Below are 15,483 nucleotides of genomic sequence, written 5' to 3'. Positions count from 1 at the left end.
TGCACAATTTTGAGTTAGTGAACCGGCAGCGTGCCGCCCTGATGACCCGGATCCAGGCCGCAGGCCAGTGGCAGGTGACCCATGCTGGCTGATGAATCCATGCGCCTGAACAAATACATCAGCGAGAGCGGCATCTGCTCGCGCCGCGAGGCCGACCGCTTTATCGAGCAGGGCAACGTCTTCATCAACGGCAAGCGGGCCGGGGTGGGGGATCAGGTGTTTGCCGGGGATCTGGTCAAGGTCAACGGCCAGGTGATCGAGCCGCGCGAGGCGGACAGCCTGGTCTTCATCGTGTTGAACAAGCCGGTGGGCATCGTCTCCACCACCGAGGCGGGCGAGAAGGACAACATCGTCGACTTCGTCAACCATAGTACCCGCATTTTCCCCATCGGCCGACTGGACAAAGACTCTCAGGGGCTCATCTTCCTGACCAACCACGGCGATCTGGTCAACAAGATCCTGCGGGCGGGCAACGATCACGAGAAAGAGTATCTGGTGACCGTGGACAAGCCGGTCACCGACGAGTTTATTCGGGGCATGGGCGCCGGGGTGCCGATCCTGGGTGCCGTCACCAAGAAGTGCAAGGTGAAGAAAGAGGCGCCGTTCGTGTTTCGCATCACGCTGGTGCAGGGGCTGAACCGCCAGATCCGCCGCATGTGCGAGCACTTCGGCTTCGAGGTGACCAAGCTCGAGCGTATCCGCATCATGAACGTCAGCCTCAAGGGGCTGCCGGTGGGCGAGTGGCGCGATCTCACCGACGACGAGCTGATCGAGCTGTTCAAGCTGATTGAAGACTCCTCCTCCGAGGTGAAACCGGCCAAAGGGGGCCAAGCTGCCGCCGGGCAGGGCGGTAAACCCAAGGCATCCGCCGCACAAGCCGGCAAGCCGGCACCGGGCAAAAAACCGCGCCGGGATGATGATCACGAGATTGGCGGGCGTCCCAACGTGCCGGGGCCGTCGGCATTTGAAAGCAAGGGCCCAGCCGGCAAAGGCGGCGCAGCAAAAGGCGGCTCGGCCAAAGGGAGCGCAGGCAAAGGCGCCCCGAACAAGGGGGCCAAACCGGCCGCCGGCAAACCGCGCGCCGGTCAGGGTGGGCGGCAGAAGAAGGGGCGTTAAGCCCCCTCTCACTCCCCGCGTTGACAGGAAAAAACACCGGCCACAGGCCGGTGTTTTTGTATCGATGAACCGCGATTCAGAGGTCTTCGCGGGGCTGGGTGGTGTAATCAGGCAAGCTGCTGATGGCGCTCTCTTCCTGCGGCACGCTGGCAAGGTCAAGATCGCCGCCGACATTGCGCGGATCCGTCGGTATGGTGGAGGGGATCACCACCGCCTGCTCCGCCAGCCGCCAACCCAGAATGGTTTCCAGGCGTCCACCTTCCTCTTCCGGTCCTGTGATGGCTTCCAGCTGCAGCGGCAGGGGGTGACCGATCAGGCGGCCGACCTCATCGACGGCGCCGGGATCGGCCAGTGTCTGCTGGGTCGCGTAGAGGTGGGGCAGTGCGGCGCGCGTCACATACACCCGCAGCAACACGCCATTGCGGATGCGGCCACGGGCATCCGCTTCCTGATCCTGTGCGTAACCGTAGGCGAGGGCCGGATCGCCGGCGACGTAGAAGCCTTGCCAGGGGGCGATGGAGGATTGATCCCGTTCATGCACTCCCTCAAACACTATGCTGTGGGCGGCTTCGAGGAAGGTGCCGTGATAACCGACGAAGAGATAACCGCGCGCCAGCAGCTGGCGATGGGCCTGCTCCAGACGGGTCACCGACCAGTTGCGAGTACCGGCCGTGCCGAAGCTGACCTCATCCCCGTCACCCAGGAAGCTGGCACCGTTCGGATAGTCCCGCTCCTGCAGGGCATCGACACTGTCGGCCGGCGCCAGGCAGTTGAGATCGGCGGCGGGGCAGGTGAGATTGACCACGTCGGCGCTGGCGGCCTGCTCTTGGCTATTGGCCGCCTGCTGGTGGCTGAAGGCATCGCTCTGGGCGGCCGCCATGCTCAGGGCCAGCCGTGCCTGGGCCGGGTTTTCCCGAATGGCTTGCGCCAGCTGCCCCCGGGGCGTTGAGCCATCCTCTGGCGTGGTGTTGGCCAGCGCCTGGGTGATCACGGTATCAAGCTGGGACCATGGCAGGCGGGTCAGCAGATAGAGGGTGATGAGATTGTGGACCGGATAGCCACACTGGCTGAGCTCTTCCCAGCCTCTGGGTTGACGGCTTCTGGCCAGGGATTCAAGCGGTATGGCGCAAACCTGATGAGTGGTGAGGGCCGCCAGACCGTCCCCTTTGGCAAAGTGCAGACGATGACTGATGGCGGTCGGCACGATATGGGTGTCGTGAGAGGCGGGTGCGCCGGCCAATACCCGGTAGACCTTGCCTTCCCAGGTATCACCCAGGTTGCAGGTGCGCTGCGACAGGTAGTTGTAGACCGCATCCAGCGGATCCAGCAGGCACAACACCTTGCCGGTGTGCCACTCGCTCCAGCGCTTCTGACGGCTGTGCTGGGTGGGCGCCGCCACGAAGCCGACACCGGCCGCACTGAGGGTGAGGCTGCGATTGATCTGATTGTTTTCCACGTGCCTGACGAAGATCGTCGAGTTGCTGGCCATGCTGCGCAGCAGGTCGTCGCTCACTTCGATGCTGTAGATGGGGGAGATATGGCTCACCTCGGATCCAGCATCCAGCTCATGGAAGAAGACCTTGATGCTGGCGGGCGCATCGTCGCCGACGGGAACCAGCCAATGCAGCGACCAGTTGCCGTGTCCCTGGCGGGTATAGCTGTAGGTGCGCGGGCCCTTGCCCGCGGTGGCGCTGGTCAGGGTGATGGTGGTGCCATCCGTGCGCAGGGTCAGCGCATTGCCGAGGGCCAGCTTGAGGCTGTCTCCCCCTTCCTCCAATACCATGGAGTAGTGCAGTACCCCTGACCCCGCCTGTTCACCCAGCAGGCCGGTGAGATCGAGCTGGCTGGCGCGCACCCCCTGGGCCAGATCCAAAGTGCAACGGGTGGCGCACTCCTGCCACAGGTTGAATGACTCGTCGGCCATGACCGGTGAGATGGCACCGCCTAGCATGGCCAAGCCACCAAGTAGAGAAGCCCATTTTGTGTTTGTCTGCATGTGATTTCCTTTGAGTGATAGCAAAGCCACTGGCGCGTGGCGTTCTCCTCCTTGATGAATACAGCCTCTTCCCTGTCAGACGAAACGAGATTAATTCTCGTCTGAGTGCCTTACCTTAATGGGCTCATATGGCGGTGCAACCCACCATATGGGAAGGTTTAATGTGTTATAAATCAAATGGATATGCAGTTTTTTGCTGATGGTTTGCTCAGCTGGCCCGATACCGGAAAGCGAGCAAGTAATGGGGAGAGGCTGGAAGGTGGTGAGCTTGCCTCCTCATTCGGGAAAGAGGAGGCGAGCACAGATCAGCTGATGGGAGTGGGGGCGGGAGACGGTGTGGCCAGCTTCATGGCGCTGGGGTAGCGGCGTGGATCCAGGCGCAGAACCAGCAGGCTCATCAGCACCAGGCCGGCCAGCTGCCACTGCCAGGCGGCGGCGAAGTCACCGCTCAGGTGGTGCAGGCGGGCCGCCACCCAGGGGCCGGTGGCCGCCAGCATGAAGCCGAACCCCTGCATCAGGGCGCTGAGGGTGCCGGCGCGGCGCGGGTCCGGCAGGTGATCGAGCGCGATGACCATGATGAGGGAGAAGCTGCCGCCAAGCCCGGCGCCGCACAGCATGGACCAGAGGATGGGGGCGGCAGTCGGCGCCAGCCAGAGGCCGCCAAAGCCCGCCAGCTGCATGGCGATGGCCAATCCCATCCAGGGCCGCCGGTCGAGCCGGCGGGCGGCCAGCAGCGGCAGGCCGAGGCCGCTCACGGTCTGGGCCAGTGCCAGCCAGGCCACCAGCTCGCCGCCCTGCTGGGGGCTCCAGCCCTGCGCCATGTAGGCCGGCGCCAGCCAGGCCACGACGATGCCGTAACCGCTGTTGATGATGCCAAAGCAGCTTATCAGCAGCCAGCTGCGGGGCAGGCTGATGAGGCGCTGCTCTCCGCCACCGGACACTGCCACCGGCGTCGCGGGCAGCCGTACCCGCCAGCCGAGCCAGCCCATGGCCAGCAGCACCGGCAGGCTCCACAGCGCCAGCGCCTGGGACCAGTCGAGCCGGGCGGCGAGCTGCGGGGTGAGGCTTGCCCCCAGCGCCCCGCCCCCCATCATGCAGGCCGAGAAGATGCCCATCACCAGCGGCACCTTCTGGGCAAAGGCCTGCTTGATGAGACCGGGCAGTACCCCCTGCACCAGGGCCGAGCCCAGCCCGCAGAGGGCGGCGCTGGCGATGAGCAGGGCGCCGCTGGCCGCCTCGAAGCGGATGGCGCTGCCTAGGCCCAGCAGCAACAGGGCGGCCCCCAGCAACTGACGCGGCCCGGTGCGACTGCGCAGGGCCGGAGTGAGCAGCACGCCGCCGCCGATGAGCCAGAGTGGCAGCAGGGTCAGCCAGGCCAGGGTGTCCATGCCAAGCCCGAGCGCCTCGGCAATGTCGCGGCTCAGGGGGCCGATGGCGGTGAGAAACGGCCGCAGGTTGAGCCCAATCAGGATCACCAGCACCAGCAGGGCCTGCTGCTGGCGCGCATCGATGCGGGCCTCAGTCATGGTCTGGTGCACCATAGAGCTCGGCGGCGGCCAGCGGGCTCGGCAGCTTGATGAGCGGCAGGGGGGCTGGCGCGAGGGGCAGGCCCAGCTTGTGGTAGGCGGCCGTGCTGTCAAAGCCGAACGGGGCCGCATCCTCGTTATCGAAGGCGTAATAGACGGCGGCAATGCCGTTCATCACCAGGGCGCTCAGGCACATGGGGCAGGGGTGACCGCTGGCGTAGACGATGGCGCCCGCCAGCGGCCCGACCTGGCTGGCCTGGCGCAGGGCTTCCAGCTCGGCGTGGCGGGTGGGGTCGCCATCCTGGTGCATGCCGTTGACGGCGCTGGTCACCAGCTGGTTGCCTTGCACCAGCAGGGCGGCAAAGGGGCGGCCTCCTTGCTGGCGGTTATGAAGGGCCAGTTGCAGCGCCTGCTCCAGCCACTCCTGATGGCTGGGATTGGCGGTCAGCGACGCGATCAGGCGTGAGCCGGCGGGTTCGGCAAGGGAGTGGGGCATGACGGATCCTCGAGGCAAGGGGATGGGAGGAGACCAGCCTAGCGGGGGAATCAGTCATGGGGAAATTAAATGATAGAATGACATCCAGTGGTTTTGTAAATGGAGTCGCCATGCTGGATCCCCTCTTGCTGCGCAGTTTTGTCGCCATCGTCGACAGCGGCAGTTTTACCCGCGCCGGTGAACGGGTGCACCTCACCCAATCCACCATCAGCCAGCAGATGCGGCGGCTCGAGCAGCAGCTCGGCTGCCCGCTGCTGGACCGCTCCGGTCGCCAGGTGGTGACCACGGCAGAGGGAGAAAAGCTGCTGGGGCTGGCCCGCAGCATCCTGGCCCTGCTGGCCCGGGCCGAGGAGCAGGTGGCCGAGGCCAGCCTGCAACTGAGCCTGGGGGTACCGGAGGATTTTGCCGCCGGCGCCATCGCCCCGGTGCTGGCGGCCTTTGCCCGCGATTACCCGCAGGTGCGGCTGGAGGTGCACAGCGGCCTCAGCCACGAGATCTGGCAGCGCTTCGAGGCCGGCGAGCTGGATCTGGCGCTGGTCAAACAGGCACGGGGACAGGGGGCGCCGCGCGCCTGCTGGCGCGAATCGCTGGCCTGGGTCGACAGCCGTGCCTGGCCCGCCAGCGAGCGGGAACCCTTGCCGCTGGTGGTGTTCCCGAGCGAAGGGCTCTATCGGCGGCAGGTGACCGAGGCACTCGACGGGATGGGGCGGCGCTGGCGCATCGCCTACGTCAGCGCCAGCCTGGCCAGCCTGCAGGGGGCGGTGAGCGCCGGGATCGGGGTCAGCCTGCTGCCCCGGCGCTTGCTGCAGCCGGATCAGCGGGAGCTGACCCACTGGCCGGCGGTGGCGCCGGTGGAGCTGGCGCTGCACCTGGGGGCAGAGCGCGGCGAGCCGCTCACGCGCCTCTGCGAGGCCCTCATCAGCCTGTGCGATCGGGTGATGGGGCCCGCTGAGCGGTGAGGGGACGCAGGCAGGGGCCTGCTTAGCGCACCCTGGTGCGCACGATCAGCAGAGTGATGAGCGCCAGGGTGAAGACGAGCGGGGCCCAGGCACCGTGATGGCTCACCAGGGTGGCGCCGGCGGCGGCCACCCCGGCCACCCCCTGCTGCAGGAAGCCGCACAGGGCCATGGCGTAGGCGCCGTGCTCGCGGCCATCGCTCACCGCCAGCGCCATGCTGTTGGGAAAGAGCACCGCCTGCCCGAAGATGATGAGGCAGTAGCAGGTCATCATGGCCACCAATCCACCGCTGCCCTGAAGGGCGCCCAGAGCCCAGAGCAGCAGCATGCCGCCGGCAGCCAGCAGTATGAGCGCGGCCCCCTGGCGCATCAGCTGGCGGCCTCCCACCCGGGCGACCCGCCGGTTGACCGTCATGGCGCCGGCGAAGTAGGCGATACCGATCAGCAACCCCAGGCTGCCGAAGGTGGTGACCTCGAGGGCAAACCCCTGCTGCAGCACGAAGGGGCTCACCTCCTGCAGGGTCACCGTGATGGCAAAGCCGATGCCGCCGGCGCAGGCCGGCCAGAAAAAGCCGGGGCGGCGCAGCAGGCTGGCGTAACGGGCCCACATGCCACCGCTCGCCGCCGGATTGGGCCCCTGCAGCGGCAGGCTGCTCATCAAGATCAGCGCCAGCACACCAACCCCGGCCATCAGCACGAATCCCAGCTGCCAATGGGCATAGCGGCTGATGAGGCCGCCTATCCACTGACCACCGCCGAGGGCGGTGATGAAGGCGATGGAGAGCACCGAGAGGCGGCGCGCCAGCTCGTCGCCGTGCCAGTGATCCCGCACCAGGATACGGGCGATGATGGCCGCCCCGCCGGCCGCCACCCCTTGCAGGGTGCGCAGGATCAAGAGCAGTGGCCCCTGGCTGGTGGTGGCCAGCAGCAGGCTGAGGCCGACAAACAGCAAGAGTGACAGGGCGAGGGGGAGGCGGCGACCGTAGCGATCGGCGGCGGCGCCCCAGAACAGCACCGGCAGGGCGGCGCCGATGACGAACAGCGAGATGGAGAGCTCGGCCCCTTGCCGGGTCATGGCGAGATCCGTCATCACCACGGGCAGGGAGGGGAGGTAAACAGTGGTGGCCATCTGGGCCATGAAGACGATGAGGCAGGCCAGCGTCATGATGCGGGTGGAGCGGCTCCAGAGACCGGCCTGGTCGAGACATTCCTGGTTATCCATAACAACTCTCGGGCAGTAAGGGAGCCATATCCTTGCACTGCCCGAGCGCCGAGTCAGCCCCTCGTCTGGGTTAAACCTTGCCGGTTTATCAGGGCAGAGAGCGCGGGATGCTCAGGCGATGACCTGGCGCGGCAGCACGGCTAGCCAGAGTTCGACCTCGCCGCTGCCGGTGTCCGGGTCAAAGGCGGCGCCATAGCGCTCGAAATCGGGCTTGTGGGCCGACTGGTAAGCGGACTGCGCCAGCCAGTCCAGCGCCTGCTGCCAGGTGTGCGGCATGGTCGAGACATGTCCCTGATGCAGGAAGACGGCATAGGTCTGGGGCTCGATGCGCATCCGCCCCAGCGTCCTGGGCAGCACCTCCAGCGCGGCGACCTCCACCGCACACATGTATTCGCACTCGGTGGAGGTCACGCCGCAGATGACACCATAGGCATGCTCGCCCAGCTGGTCCGGCAGCGGGCCGAGGGCGCTGAAATCGCGCCATTGGCCGCCGAAGTCGGCGTGGGCGAAGGCATGGTGACGACGCAGGCCGCCAAGCAGCATGGGGCGGCCGGTTTCAATACGGATGGGATCTGTCATGACACCTCCTGGGCAGGATGGGGTGGCAGCGCTGCGCGCTCAGCACTCCTTGCCTTCGTTGAGCTTGCGCTGATAGTCCGCGGAGACGATGGCCAGCGCCGCCAGGGCGAGGGCCGGCTCAATCCGGTTGGTCTCCAGCAGTTCGATGAGATCCACCGCGAGCTGGACCTCGGGCGGGGCAGTTTCCAATGACATGACAGACTCCGTAACGGGGAAAACGCCATTATACAGGGCCGCTCCCGGATGGGGACCTGTCTGGTGTTGTGGGTGACCCGGCTAGAGGTGCTGGCGCATCTCCTGCTCGATCTGCTCGCGCAGGGCCATCAATTTGAGGGCGTACTGCTGCAACTGAAGATCCCCCTCGCTCACCGGCTGCCACTGGGGCACCTTGCTCGGTTTGCCGTTCTCGTCTATGGCCACGAAGATGATGATGCAGTGGGTGGTCTTGTGGCGCTCCCGGCTGGCCGGATGGCGGCTGTAGACATCTACCGCCAGGTGCATGCTGGTGGTGCCGGTGTGGATCACCTGGGCGTGCACCTCCACCAGCTGGCCTATCTGGATGGGGCGCAGAAAACGGATCCCCCCCACGTAGACGGTCACCGCGTAGCCGCCGCACCAGCCGGCGGCGCAGGCGTAGCCCGCCTGATCGATCCACTTCATCACCATGCCGCCGTGTACCTTGCCGCCGAAGTTGACGTCGGCAGGCTCGGCCAGAAACTGCAGGGTTAGCTCGCGGGGTGGGGTCATGGGTGCTCCTTGATTGAGGGTCATTGCCGGTAGCTCTTGCGATAGGCGTCAGCCTGCTGGCAGGGGGCTAGGTTGTTGAGATCGGGCCGCTTGTTGCCCTCGCGCTGACCAAAGCTGGCGAACTCCTGCTGGCATTTGGCAGCCTTGCCGCCCGCCTTGATGCAGGCGTCGATCCGCTGTTGCTTGCCCTGTTCGACCAGCTGTTGCTGGGCCTGCTGGCAGGCGGCATCCAGCTTGGCCTGTTTGGCATCCCTGTCTTCTACCGCGGCCAGCAGGCTGGCCGAGAGGCTGCAACCGAGCAGCAGTATGGCAATTTTCATGGCTTTTCTCCTGAAGGGGGGCGTCCCGCGATGACCAGGGCTATCCCCCCCAGAATGCCCAGTGATGACAATAACAACCGCAGCGACCAGGACTCATCCAACCAGATGAGACCGGCCAGGGCGGCGAGCAGAGGCACCAGCAACTGCACGCTGGCGGCCAGGGTGCGACCAAGGTGGGGCAGCACCAGATACCAGAGCGCATAGCCAAGGCCGGAGGCCAGTGCACCGGAGGTCAGGGCATAGCCGATGGCGGCGGGGCTGGTCTGCAACTGCCCGAGCAGCAGATAGAGCAGGGCGGCTGTCAGGCTGGCGCGTAGAAAGTGGCCGGCGTTGGCGGCGATTGGATCGGCAAAGCGCGAGGCCCGCAGGGTATAGCTGGCCCAGGCGATGCCGGCCAGGATCATCAGGGCCGCCCCCAGCGGATCCGGCGCACTGAGGCCGGGCAGCAGCAACACCAGCAAACCCGCCATGGCGAGCAGCAGACCGAGCCATTGACACCGGGGCAGGGACTCCCCGCGCAGCAAGGGCGGTGCCAGCATGCTGAGCTGGACGGCGGCAAACAACAGCAGGGCGCCGGTGCCCGCCGTCAGGGTGAGGTAGGAGAACGAAAAGGCGGCGCCATAGGTGACCAGGGCCAGGGCGCCCCCCCAGTCTCCCTGGCGGGGCGACTGCTTGCGCGCGCCGCATAGCAGCACCAGTACCAGGGCGCCGCTGGTCAGGCGCAGCAGGGTGAAGAGGGCGGGATCCATCCGTTCTTCGAACAGGGCCAGCCGGCAGAGCACCGAGTTGGCGGCGAACGCCATCAGGGTCAGCAGGGTCAGCAGCATCAGGCGTGGCAGTGGCATCCATTCACCTTGAGTTCAGTGGGCGCAGCCCAGCATGGAAAATCATGCAAAAGAGGAGGTCTTATGAAACAAATGCTGGAGCAATTGATGGGCGCTGGCAAGGGCTGGCTCAACGAAGGCGGCGACAGCCGCAAGGCGCAGATGAAGGGGATGGCGCAAGGAGGCCTCGCGGCCGGCGCCATGGCCCTGCTGCTTGGCAACAAGAAGATGCGCAAATATGGCGGCAAGGTGGCGGCGGTGGGCGGCGCGGCGGCGCTCGGCGGGCTGGCCTACAAGCTCTATCAGGATTGGCAGGCCCAGCAGTCAAGCCCGGCCCAGCCGACCCAGCCGCTCGATACCCTGCAGGGCAATGCGCTGGATGCCAGAGCTGCCCTGCTGGTGCGCGCCATGGTGGCGGCAGCCCGGGCCGACGGTCATATCGACGGCGACGAGCGCCAGAAGATCCAGCAGTACCTGACCGAACAGGGGCAGAGTGATGCGGCCCGCTGGATTGATGCCGAGCTGGCCCGCCCGCTCGACCCCCACGCCCTGGCGCGGGAAGTGACCGACATGGAGCTGGCGACCGAGGTCTACCTCGCCTCCCTGCTTGCCATCGAGGTGGATCACTTTATGGAGCGCGGCTATCTGGACGAGCTGGCGCGCGCCCTCAAGCTCGATGACAACCTCAAAGGCAGCATAGAGCGGCAGGTGGCCCAGCTGGGCGCTCCCGCCTGAACCCCGCTCAGTACATGGATTGTCGATAAGGCCCCGTGACGGGGCCTTGTTATTTCCAGATGCCTGGCAAAGGTCGTTGCGCCCCTTCATGTCTGGCCGGGCAGCCACTATGATGGCTCTTCGGCCAAAAGGGAGCAGATGAGACCGTCTCATCGCTCAGGCACATCATCGCCAGGACACAGAGGCAAGGAGCATTCATTGGAAATACGCAAGGCACAGGGGCAGGACATCGACGCCATCCTCGAGCTGAACCGGCAGATAGGAGAGATCCACTTCGAGCAGGCCCCGCAGGTCTTTTGTCCTCCGTCCCCCGAGGAGCGGGCTTTCTTGCTGGCGGCCATCGCCGCCGAAGGGCGGCTGTTTTGCGTTGCCGAGCAGGAGGGGGCCGTGGTGGGCTTTTTGACTGCGCGCATCGACATCAACGAAACCATCCCGTTTCTGAGCAAAGAGCCCATCTGCCGCATCGGCACCGTGGTGGTCGATGAGGGGTGCCGCTCCCAAGGCATCGGCAAGGCGCTGATCGCCCATTGTGACGAGTGGGGCAAGGGGCACGGTGCCCACCAGATCCGGCTGGAGGTGATGTCGTTCAACGAACGGGCCAAGGCACTCTACGAATCCCTGGGGTTCACGCGCCAGTCAGAAATTTACGCCAGGTAGCCTGCTCAAGTCGGGCAAGCCAGTCGGGCCCCGTTACGGGGCCTTGTTGTTTTTGGTGGGGACAACGGCCAGTTGCCGATGGATAAGCTCGGCCAACCGGACCAGGGCGGCTTCCAACTGCGGGCTCCAGGGATGGGAGCTGTTGAGGCGCAGGCAGTGGTTGTGCAGCCCCTTGCTGGAGAAGAGGGCGCCGGGGGCCAGTGAAAAACCGCTGGCCAGCGCCTGGGCGTGCAGGGCGCGGCTGTCGAGGCGCGGGTCAAATTCGAGCCAGAGAAAGTAGCCGCCATCGGGGGAGGAGATGCTCACTTCCCCCGGCAGCAGGCGCAGCAGGGCGGCCCGCATCTGCTGCTGGCGTTGGGCCAGGGTGTGGCGCAGCCGGCGAAAATGGGCATCCACACCGCCCTGGCGCAGCATCTCGGCCAGCGCCAGCTGGCTTGGCACATTGGTGGAGAGGGTCGACATCAGCTGCAGTCGCTGCACCCGCTCGGCGTGACGACCGGCCACCACCCAGCCGACCCGAAAGCCGGGTGCCAGGCACTTGGAAAAGGAGCTGCACAGCAGGCTGTCGCCACTGGTATCCCAATACTTGATGGGCCTTGGCCGCTCGCGGCCGAAGTAGACCTCGGCATAGACGTCGTCCTCCACCAGCGCTACCCCGTGCCGGTTGAGCAGCGCCATCAGCGCCTGCTTGTGCTCATCCGGCATGGTGTGACCGAGCGGGTGCTGGACATTGCCCATCAGCCAGCACGCCTTGATGGGGCGCTGGGCGAGGGCCTCCTCCAGCAGGGCGAGATCGATGCCCCCCCCCGGGATCACCGGGATCTCCACCGCATTGAGCTTGAGTCGCTCGATGGCCTGCAGGGCGCCGTAGAAGGTGGGGGACTCCACCACCACCCAGTCGCCCGGCTCGGTCAGTACCTGCAGGCTGAGGGAGAGTGCCTCCATGGCGCCGGTGGTGATGATGATCTGCTGGGGATCTACCGCCAGCCCCTCGCCGGCGTAGCGCTGGGCGATGGCCCGGCGCAGCGCCTCGTTGCCGGGGGGCAGATCGGCCACCGTGCTGAAGGGGTCGAGCCGGCGCATGCTGCTGGCCAGCGCCCGGCCGAGCTGGGGGTGGGGGAACAGGGTGGGATCGGCCACCGCCATGCCGAGCGGCACCAGCTCCCGCGACTTGCTCGCCTGCAACACCTCGAACACCAGATCGTTGATGTCCACTGAACCGCTGTAGTGCGCCTGCTGGGGCAGGCTGACTGCCGGGCGGGAGGGGGCGGCCTTGACGTAGTAGCCGGACTGGGGCCGCGCCAGGATGAGGCCGCGGCTTTCGAGCAGCTGATAGGCCTGCAGCACCGTCATGGGGCTGAGGCCATGGGTCTTGCAGCTCTGGCGGATGGAGGGGATGCGCTCCCCCGGCTGCCAGAGGCCGCTCGTTATCTGCTGTTGCAGCTGATCTGCCAGCTGGCCGTATAGGGACATGGGATTGTTAAACTGTTATAGGTGTATTTCACTATAACTGCATCTGTTATAGGTGTCATGGACCGTGATGTACTTAACGGGCGAAAACCTGTCTGTTAAATGCAACATAGAGAGTCATGCATGATAAGCCTGGATGATGTGGTCAGCCTCTCCCGAATGCAGTTCGGGGCGACGGCGATGTTCCACTTTCTGTTTGTGCCCCTCACCCTGGGGCTGTCCTGGATCCTGGTGATCGCCGAGTCGGCCTACGTGATGACCGGCAAGGTGATCTACAAAGACATCACCCGTTTCTGGGGCAAGCTGTTTGGCATCAACTTCGTGATGGGGGTGACCACCGGCATTACCCTGGAGTTCCAGTTCGGTACCAACTGGGCCTACTACTCCCACTATGTCGGCGACATCTTCGGCACGCCGCTGGCGGTGGAGGGGCTGATGGCCTTCTTCCTCGAGTCCACCCTGGTGGGGCTGTTCTTCTTCGGCTGGGACAAGCTCTCCCGCGGTCAGCACCTGCTGGTGACCATGCTGGTGGCGCTTGGCTCCAACCTCTCCGCGCTCTGGATCCTCATCGCCAACGGCTGGATGCAAAACCCGGTCGGCGCCGAGTTCAACCCCATGACCATGCGCATGGAGCTGGTGGACGTGGCCGCGGTGATCTTCAACCCGGTGGCCCAGGTCAAGTTCGTGCACACGGTGGCGGCGGGTTATGTGGCGGCCTCCCTGTTCGTGATGGGGGTGAGCAGCTGGTATCTGCTGCGCCGCATGGAGGTGCGCTTCGCCCTGCGCTCCTTTGCCATCGCCTCGGGCTTTGGTCTGGCGGCCATCCTCTCGGTCATCGTGCTCGGCGACGAGTCGGGCTATCGCACCGGTGAGGTGCAGCAGGTGAAGCTGGCCGCCATCGAGGCGGAGTGGCACACCGAGCCGGCGCCGGCCTCCTTCACCCTGTTCGGCTTTCCGGATCAGGCCGCCGAGACCACCCACGCCGCGGTGAAGATCCCCTATCTGATGGGCATCATCGCCACTCGCTCCCTCGATGAGCAGGTGACGGGCCTCAAGGATCTCAAGGCGCGGCACGAGGCGCGCATTCGCAGCGGCATGCTGGCCCATGAGGCGCTGGAGATGATGCGGGCCGATGGCAGCAACCAGGCGGCGCGAGCCACCTTCGAGCGTCATCGCCAGGATCTGGGCTATGGCCTCTTGCTCACCCCCTATGCCAAGGAGATTGGCAAGGCGGACGAGGCGGCCATCGCCAAGGCAGTCGCGGACTCCATCCCCCAGGTGGCGCCGCTGTTCTGGAGCTTTAGGCTGATGGTGGGTATCGGCGTGGTGCTGCTGGCGCTGTTTGCCGCCGCCTTCCTGCAGCTGTGCCGGGGCAAGCTGGTGCAATCCCCGCGTCTGCTCAAGGCCCTGTTCTGGTCTATTCCGCTGCCCTGGATTGCCATCGAGGCGGGCTGGTTCGTGGCCGAGTTCGGTCGCCAGCCCTGGACCATCAGCGACGTGCTGCCGGTGTCGGCGTCCGTCTCCTTGCTGACCCCGGGCCAGCTCTGGTTCAGCCTGATCTCTATCTGTCTCATCTACACCAGCCTGCTGGTGGTGGAGCTGTTCTTGTTGCGTCATGTGATCCGCAAAGGGCCAGCCAGCCTGCAGACGGGTCGCTATCAAGGTGAAGTGTTGCAAAACGGGAGTCCTGCCTGATGGATTACGAAACCCTGAAATTGATCTGGTGGGGGCTGGTGCTGTTCATGCTGGTCGGCTTCGTGGTGATGGACGGCTTCGATCTCGGCGTAGCCATGCTGCTGCCGGTGGTGGCCAAGAACGACGAGGAGCGGCGCGTGCTGCTCAACAGCGTGGGGCCGGTGTGGGAGGGGAACCAGGTGTGGCTCATCGCCGGGGCCGGCGCCCTGTTCGCCGCCTGGCCGCTGGTCTATGCCGCCGCCTTCTCGGCGCTCTACGTGCCCTTCATGTTCCTGCTGTTCGGCCTCTTCCTGCGCCCGGTCGGTTTTGACTATCGCAGCAAGCTGGCGGACCCGGTCTGGCGCCGCTGGTGGGATCGCGCCCTGGTGGTGGGTGGCCTGCTGCCGACCCTGGTGTTTGGCGCTACCTTGGGCTTTTTGCTGCAGGGGCTGCCGTTTCGCTTCGATGCGGCCCTTCGCATCCACTACGGTGCCTTTGACTTCCACTGGCCGCTGCTGTTGACCTGCATGGGGACGGCGCTGGCGCTGCTGTTGCTGCACGGCACCAGCTTCCTGCAGTGCAAGACCCAGGGGGAGATCGCCCGGCGCTGCGCCCGCCAGAGCCTCTGGCTCGGCCCGCTGGCGAGCGGCCTGTTTGCCCTGGGCGGCGTCTGGCTCAGCCAGATGGCCGGCTACCGGGTGCTGGAGATAGGGGATATCAACGGGGCGCTCACCCCGTTGATGAAGGAGGTGGGGGTGGCCCAGCAGGGCTGGCTTGCCAACTTCGTCGCCCATCCCTGGCTCTGGTGCGTGCCGGCGCTCGGCCTGGTGCTGCCCATGGTGAGCAGCCTGGCCAGCGCCCGCGAGCTGCCGCGCACGGCCCTGCTCGCCAGTGGCGGCGCCTGCGCCAGCATGATGCTGACCATCGCCATCGCCCTGTTCCCGTTCGTGCTGCCCTCGTCGCTGGATCCGTCCAGCAGCCTGACCCTGTGGGACAGCACCTCCAGCGAGCGCACCCTCTTCATCATGCTGGGGATTGTCGGGGTGCTGATGCCAATCAACATCGGCTACACCCTCTGGGTCTACCGGGTGGTGCGCGGCAAGATGAGCGCCCAGCAGATCCGCCAGCACGGTCACAGCCTCTACTAACCCTCTTCAACCAAAGG

The 15,483-nt window shown here is 65.8% G+C and carries 16 protein-coding genes; 6 read left to right on the top strand and 10 right to left on the bottom strand.

Features of this window, described 5'->3' with window-relative positions; translation table 11 throughout:
- Window positions 1-81: 81 nt before the first annotated feature.
- Complete coding sequence (gene rluF, locus QLG02_RS19055) at window positions 82-1,116, top strand: 23S rRNA pseudouridine(2604) synthase RluF (RefSeq protein ID WP_282465902.1); 1,035 nt, start codon at window positions 82-84, stop codon at window positions 1,114-1,116.
- 76 nt (window positions 1,117-1,192) lie between these two features.
- Here rluF and QLG02_RS19050 read toward each other — a convergent pair whose 3' ends face one another.
- The 3 genes from QLG02_RS19050 to QLG02_RS19040 form a co-directional block, all read right to left on the bottom strand.
- The gene (locus QLG02_RS19050; protein WP_348994639.1) at window positions 1,193-3,073 is read right to left on the bottom strand and encodes an exotoxin A binding domain-containing protein; all 1,881 of its coding nucleotides are present in this window, start codon (window positions 3,071-3,073) and stop codon (window positions 1,193-1,195) included.
- A 344-nt stretch (window positions 3,074-3,417) separates the two neighbouring features.
- On the bottom strand, window positions 3,418-4,638 hold the full coding sequence (locus QLG02_RS19045) for a cyanate transporter (RefSeq protein WP_282465900.1): 1,221 nt from the start codon (window positions 4,636-4,638) through the stop codon (window positions 3,418-3,420).
- Window positions 4,631-5,134, bottom strand: a complete 504-nt coding sequence (locus QLG02_RS19040) for a nucleoside deaminase (RefSeq protein WP_252376885.1) — start codon at window positions 5,132-5,134, stop codon at window positions 4,631-4,633. The genes QLG02_RS19045 and QLG02_RS19040 overlap by 8 nt, the downstream gene beginning before the upstream one ends.
- 110 nt (window positions 5,135-5,244) lie before the next feature.
- Between QLG02_RS19040 and QLG02_RS19035 the strand changes: the two genes are divergently transcribed.
- A complete protein-coding gene (locus tag QLG02_RS19035; protein WP_282465899.1) occupies window positions 5,245-6,093 on the top strand; it encodes a LysR substrate-binding domain-containing protein in 849 nt (282 codons plus the stop codon).
- Between the two features lie 22 nt (window positions 6,094-6,115).
- On the opposite strand, the gene QLG02_RS19030 is transcribed toward QLG02_RS19035, so the two are convergent.
- The 6 genes from QLG02_RS19030 to QLG02_RS19005 form a co-directional block, all read right to left on the bottom strand.
- A complete protein-coding gene (locus QLG02_RS19030; protein ID WP_282465898.1) occupies window positions 6,116-7,312 on the bottom strand; it encodes an MFS transporter in 1,197 nt (398 codons plus the stop codon).
- Between the two features lie 111 nt (window positions 7,313-7,423).
- Window positions 7,424-7,891 carry a GyrI-like domain-containing protein gene (locus QLG02_RS19025; protein ID WP_282465897.1) on the bottom strand — a complete coding sequence of 156 codons (468 nt, stop codon included), beginning with the start codon at window positions 7,889-7,891 and terminating at the stop codon, window positions 7,424-7,426.
- A gap of 39 nt (window positions 7,892-7,930) precedes the next feature.
- Window positions 7,931-8,086: a pleiotropic regulatory protein RsmS gene (gene rsmS / locus QLG02_RS19020; RefSeq protein ID WP_005299504.1), complete on the bottom strand. Its 156-nt coding sequence runs from the start codon at window positions 8,084-8,086 to the stop codon at window positions 7,931-7,933.
- Between the two features lie 81 nt (window positions 8,087-8,167).
- The gene (locus QLG02_RS19015; protein ID WP_043160549.1) at window positions 8,168-8,638 is read right to left on the bottom strand and encodes an acyl-CoA thioesterase; all 471 of its coding nucleotides are present in this window, start codon (window positions 8,636-8,638) and stop codon (window positions 8,168-8,170) included.
- A 20-nt stretch (window positions 8,639-8,658) separates the two neighbouring features.
- Window positions 8,659-8,958, bottom strand: coding sequence for a hypothetical protein (locus QLG02_RS19010; RefSeq protein WP_024943735.1), 300 nt, complete (start codon window positions 8,956-8,958; stop codon window positions 8,659-8,661).
- A complete protein-coding gene (locus QLG02_RS19005; protein WP_282465896.1) occupies window positions 8,955-9,803 on the bottom strand; it encodes an EamA family transporter in 849 nt (282 codons plus the stop codon). Before QLG02_RS19005 ends, QLG02_RS19010 begins: the two co-directional genes overlap by 4 nt.
- A 63-nt stretch (window positions 9,804-9,866) precedes the next feature.
- On the opposite strand from QLG02_RS19005, the gene QLG02_RS19000 reads away from it, so the two are divergent.
- Complete coding sequence (locus tag QLG02_RS19000; RefSeq protein ID WP_039215754.1) at window positions 9,867-10,517, top strand: tellurite resistance TerB family protein; 651 nt, start codon at window positions 9,867-9,869, stop codon at window positions 10,515-10,517.
- Window positions 10,518-10,655: 138 nt separating this feature from the next.
- Window positions 10,656-11,174, top strand: a complete 519-nt coding sequence (locus tag QLG02_RS18995; RefSeq protein ID WP_282465895.1) for a GNAT family N-acetyltransferase — start codon at window positions 10,656-10,658, stop codon at window positions 11,172-11,174.
- Between the two features lie 33 nt (window positions 11,175-11,207).
- Here QLG02_RS18995 and QLG02_RS18990 read toward each other — a convergent pair whose 3' ends face one another.
- Window positions 11,208-12,647 carry a PLP-dependent aminotransferase family protein gene (locus QLG02_RS18990; RefSeq protein WP_282465894.1) on the bottom strand — a complete coding sequence of 480 codons (1,440 nt, stop codon included), beginning with the start codon at window positions 12,645-12,647 and terminating at the stop codon, window positions 11,208-11,210.
- A gap of 120 nt (window positions 12,648-12,767) precedes the next feature.
- Here QLG02_RS18990 and QLG02_RS18985 point away from each other — a divergent pair, with 120 nt between their 5' ends.
- Both QLG02_RS18985 and cydB read left to right on the top strand, forming a co-directional pair.
- Window positions 12,768-14,339 (top strand): cytochrome ubiquinol oxidase subunit I, encoded by a 1,572-nt coding sequence (locus QLG02_RS18985; RefSeq protein WP_282465893.1) that lies wholly within the window; start codon window positions 12,768-12,770, stop codon window positions 14,337-14,339.
- Window positions 14,339-15,466, top strand: coding sequence for a cytochrome d ubiquinol oxidase subunit II (gene cydB / locus QLG02_RS18980; RefSeq protein WP_039215757.1), 1,128 nt, complete (start codon window positions 14,339-14,341; stop codon window positions 15,464-15,466). Before QLG02_RS18985 ends, cydB begins: the two co-directional genes overlap by 1 nt.
- The last annotated feature ends 17 nt before the right edge of the window (window positions 15,467-15,483 follow it).

This window comes from Aeromonas sp. V90_14 (assembly GCF_029967615.1).
Classification (GTDB): domain Bacteria; phylum Pseudomonadota; class Gammaproteobacteria; order Enterobacterales; family Aeromonadaceae; genus Aeromonas; species Aeromonas hydrophila.
This window is presented reverse-complemented; position numbering and strand designations above follow the sequence as displayed.

Bases quoted from the DNA above. Each gene is read 5' to 3' on its own strand.
- rluF (WP_282465902.1), top strand. From the start codon at position 82: ATGCTGGCTGATGAATCCATGCGCCTGAACAAATACATCAGCGAGAGC.
- QLG02_RS19045 (WP_282465900.1), bottom strand. From the start codon at position 4,638: ATGACTGAGGCCCGCATCGATGCGCGCCAGCAGCAGGCCCTGCTGGTG.
- QLG02_RS19040 (WP_252376885.1), bottom strand. From the start codon at position 5,134: ATGCCCCACTCCCTTGCCGAACCCGCCGGCTCACGCCTGATCGCGTCG.
- QLG02_RS19035 (WP_282465899.1), top strand. From the start codon at position 5,245: ATGCTGGATCCCCTCTTGCTGCGCAGTTTTGTCGCCATCGTCGACAGC.
- QLG02_RS19030 (WP_282465898.1), bottom strand. From the start codon at position 7,312: ATGGATAACCAGGAATGTCTCGACCAGGCCGGTCTCTGGAGCCGCTCC.
- QLG02_RS19025 (WP_282465897.1), bottom strand. From the start codon at position 7,891: ATGACAGATCCCATCCGTATTGAAACCGGCCGCCCCATGCTGCTTGGC.
- rsmS (WP_005299504.1), bottom strand. From the start codon at position 8,086: ATGTCATTGGAAACTGCCCCGCCCGAGGTCCAGCTCGCGGTGGATCTC.
- QLG02_RS19015 (WP_043160549.1), bottom strand. From the start codon at position 8,638: ATGACCCCACCCCGCGAGCTAACCCTGCAGTTTCTGGCCGAGCCTGCC.
- QLG02_RS19010 (WP_024943735.1), bottom strand. From the start codon at position 8,958: ATGAAAATTGCCATACTGCTGCTCGGTTGCAGCCTCTCGGCCAGCCTG.
- QLG02_RS19005 (WP_282465896.1), bottom strand. From the start codon at position 9,803: ATGCCACTGCCACGCCTGATGCTGCTGACCCTGCTGACCCTGATGGCG.
- QLG02_RS19000 (WP_039215754.1), top strand. From the start codon at position 9,867: ATGAAACAAATGCTGGAGCAATTGATGGGCGCTGGCAAGGGCTGGCTC.
- QLG02_RS18995 (WP_282465895.1), top strand. From the start codon at position 10,656: ATGAGACCGTCTCATCGCTCAGGCACATCATCGCCAGGACACAGAGGC.
- QLG02_RS18990 (WP_282465894.1), bottom strand. From the start codon at position 12,647: ATGTCCCTATACGGCCAGCTGGCAGATCAGCTGCAACAGCAGATAACG.
- QLG02_RS18985 (WP_282465893.1), top strand. From the start codon at position 12,768: ATGATAAGCCTGGATGATGTGGTCAGCCTCTCCCGAATGCAGTTCGGG.
- cydB (WP_039215757.1), top strand. From the start codon at position 14,339: ATGGATTACGAAACCCTGAAATTGATCTGGTGGGGGCTGGTGCTGTTC.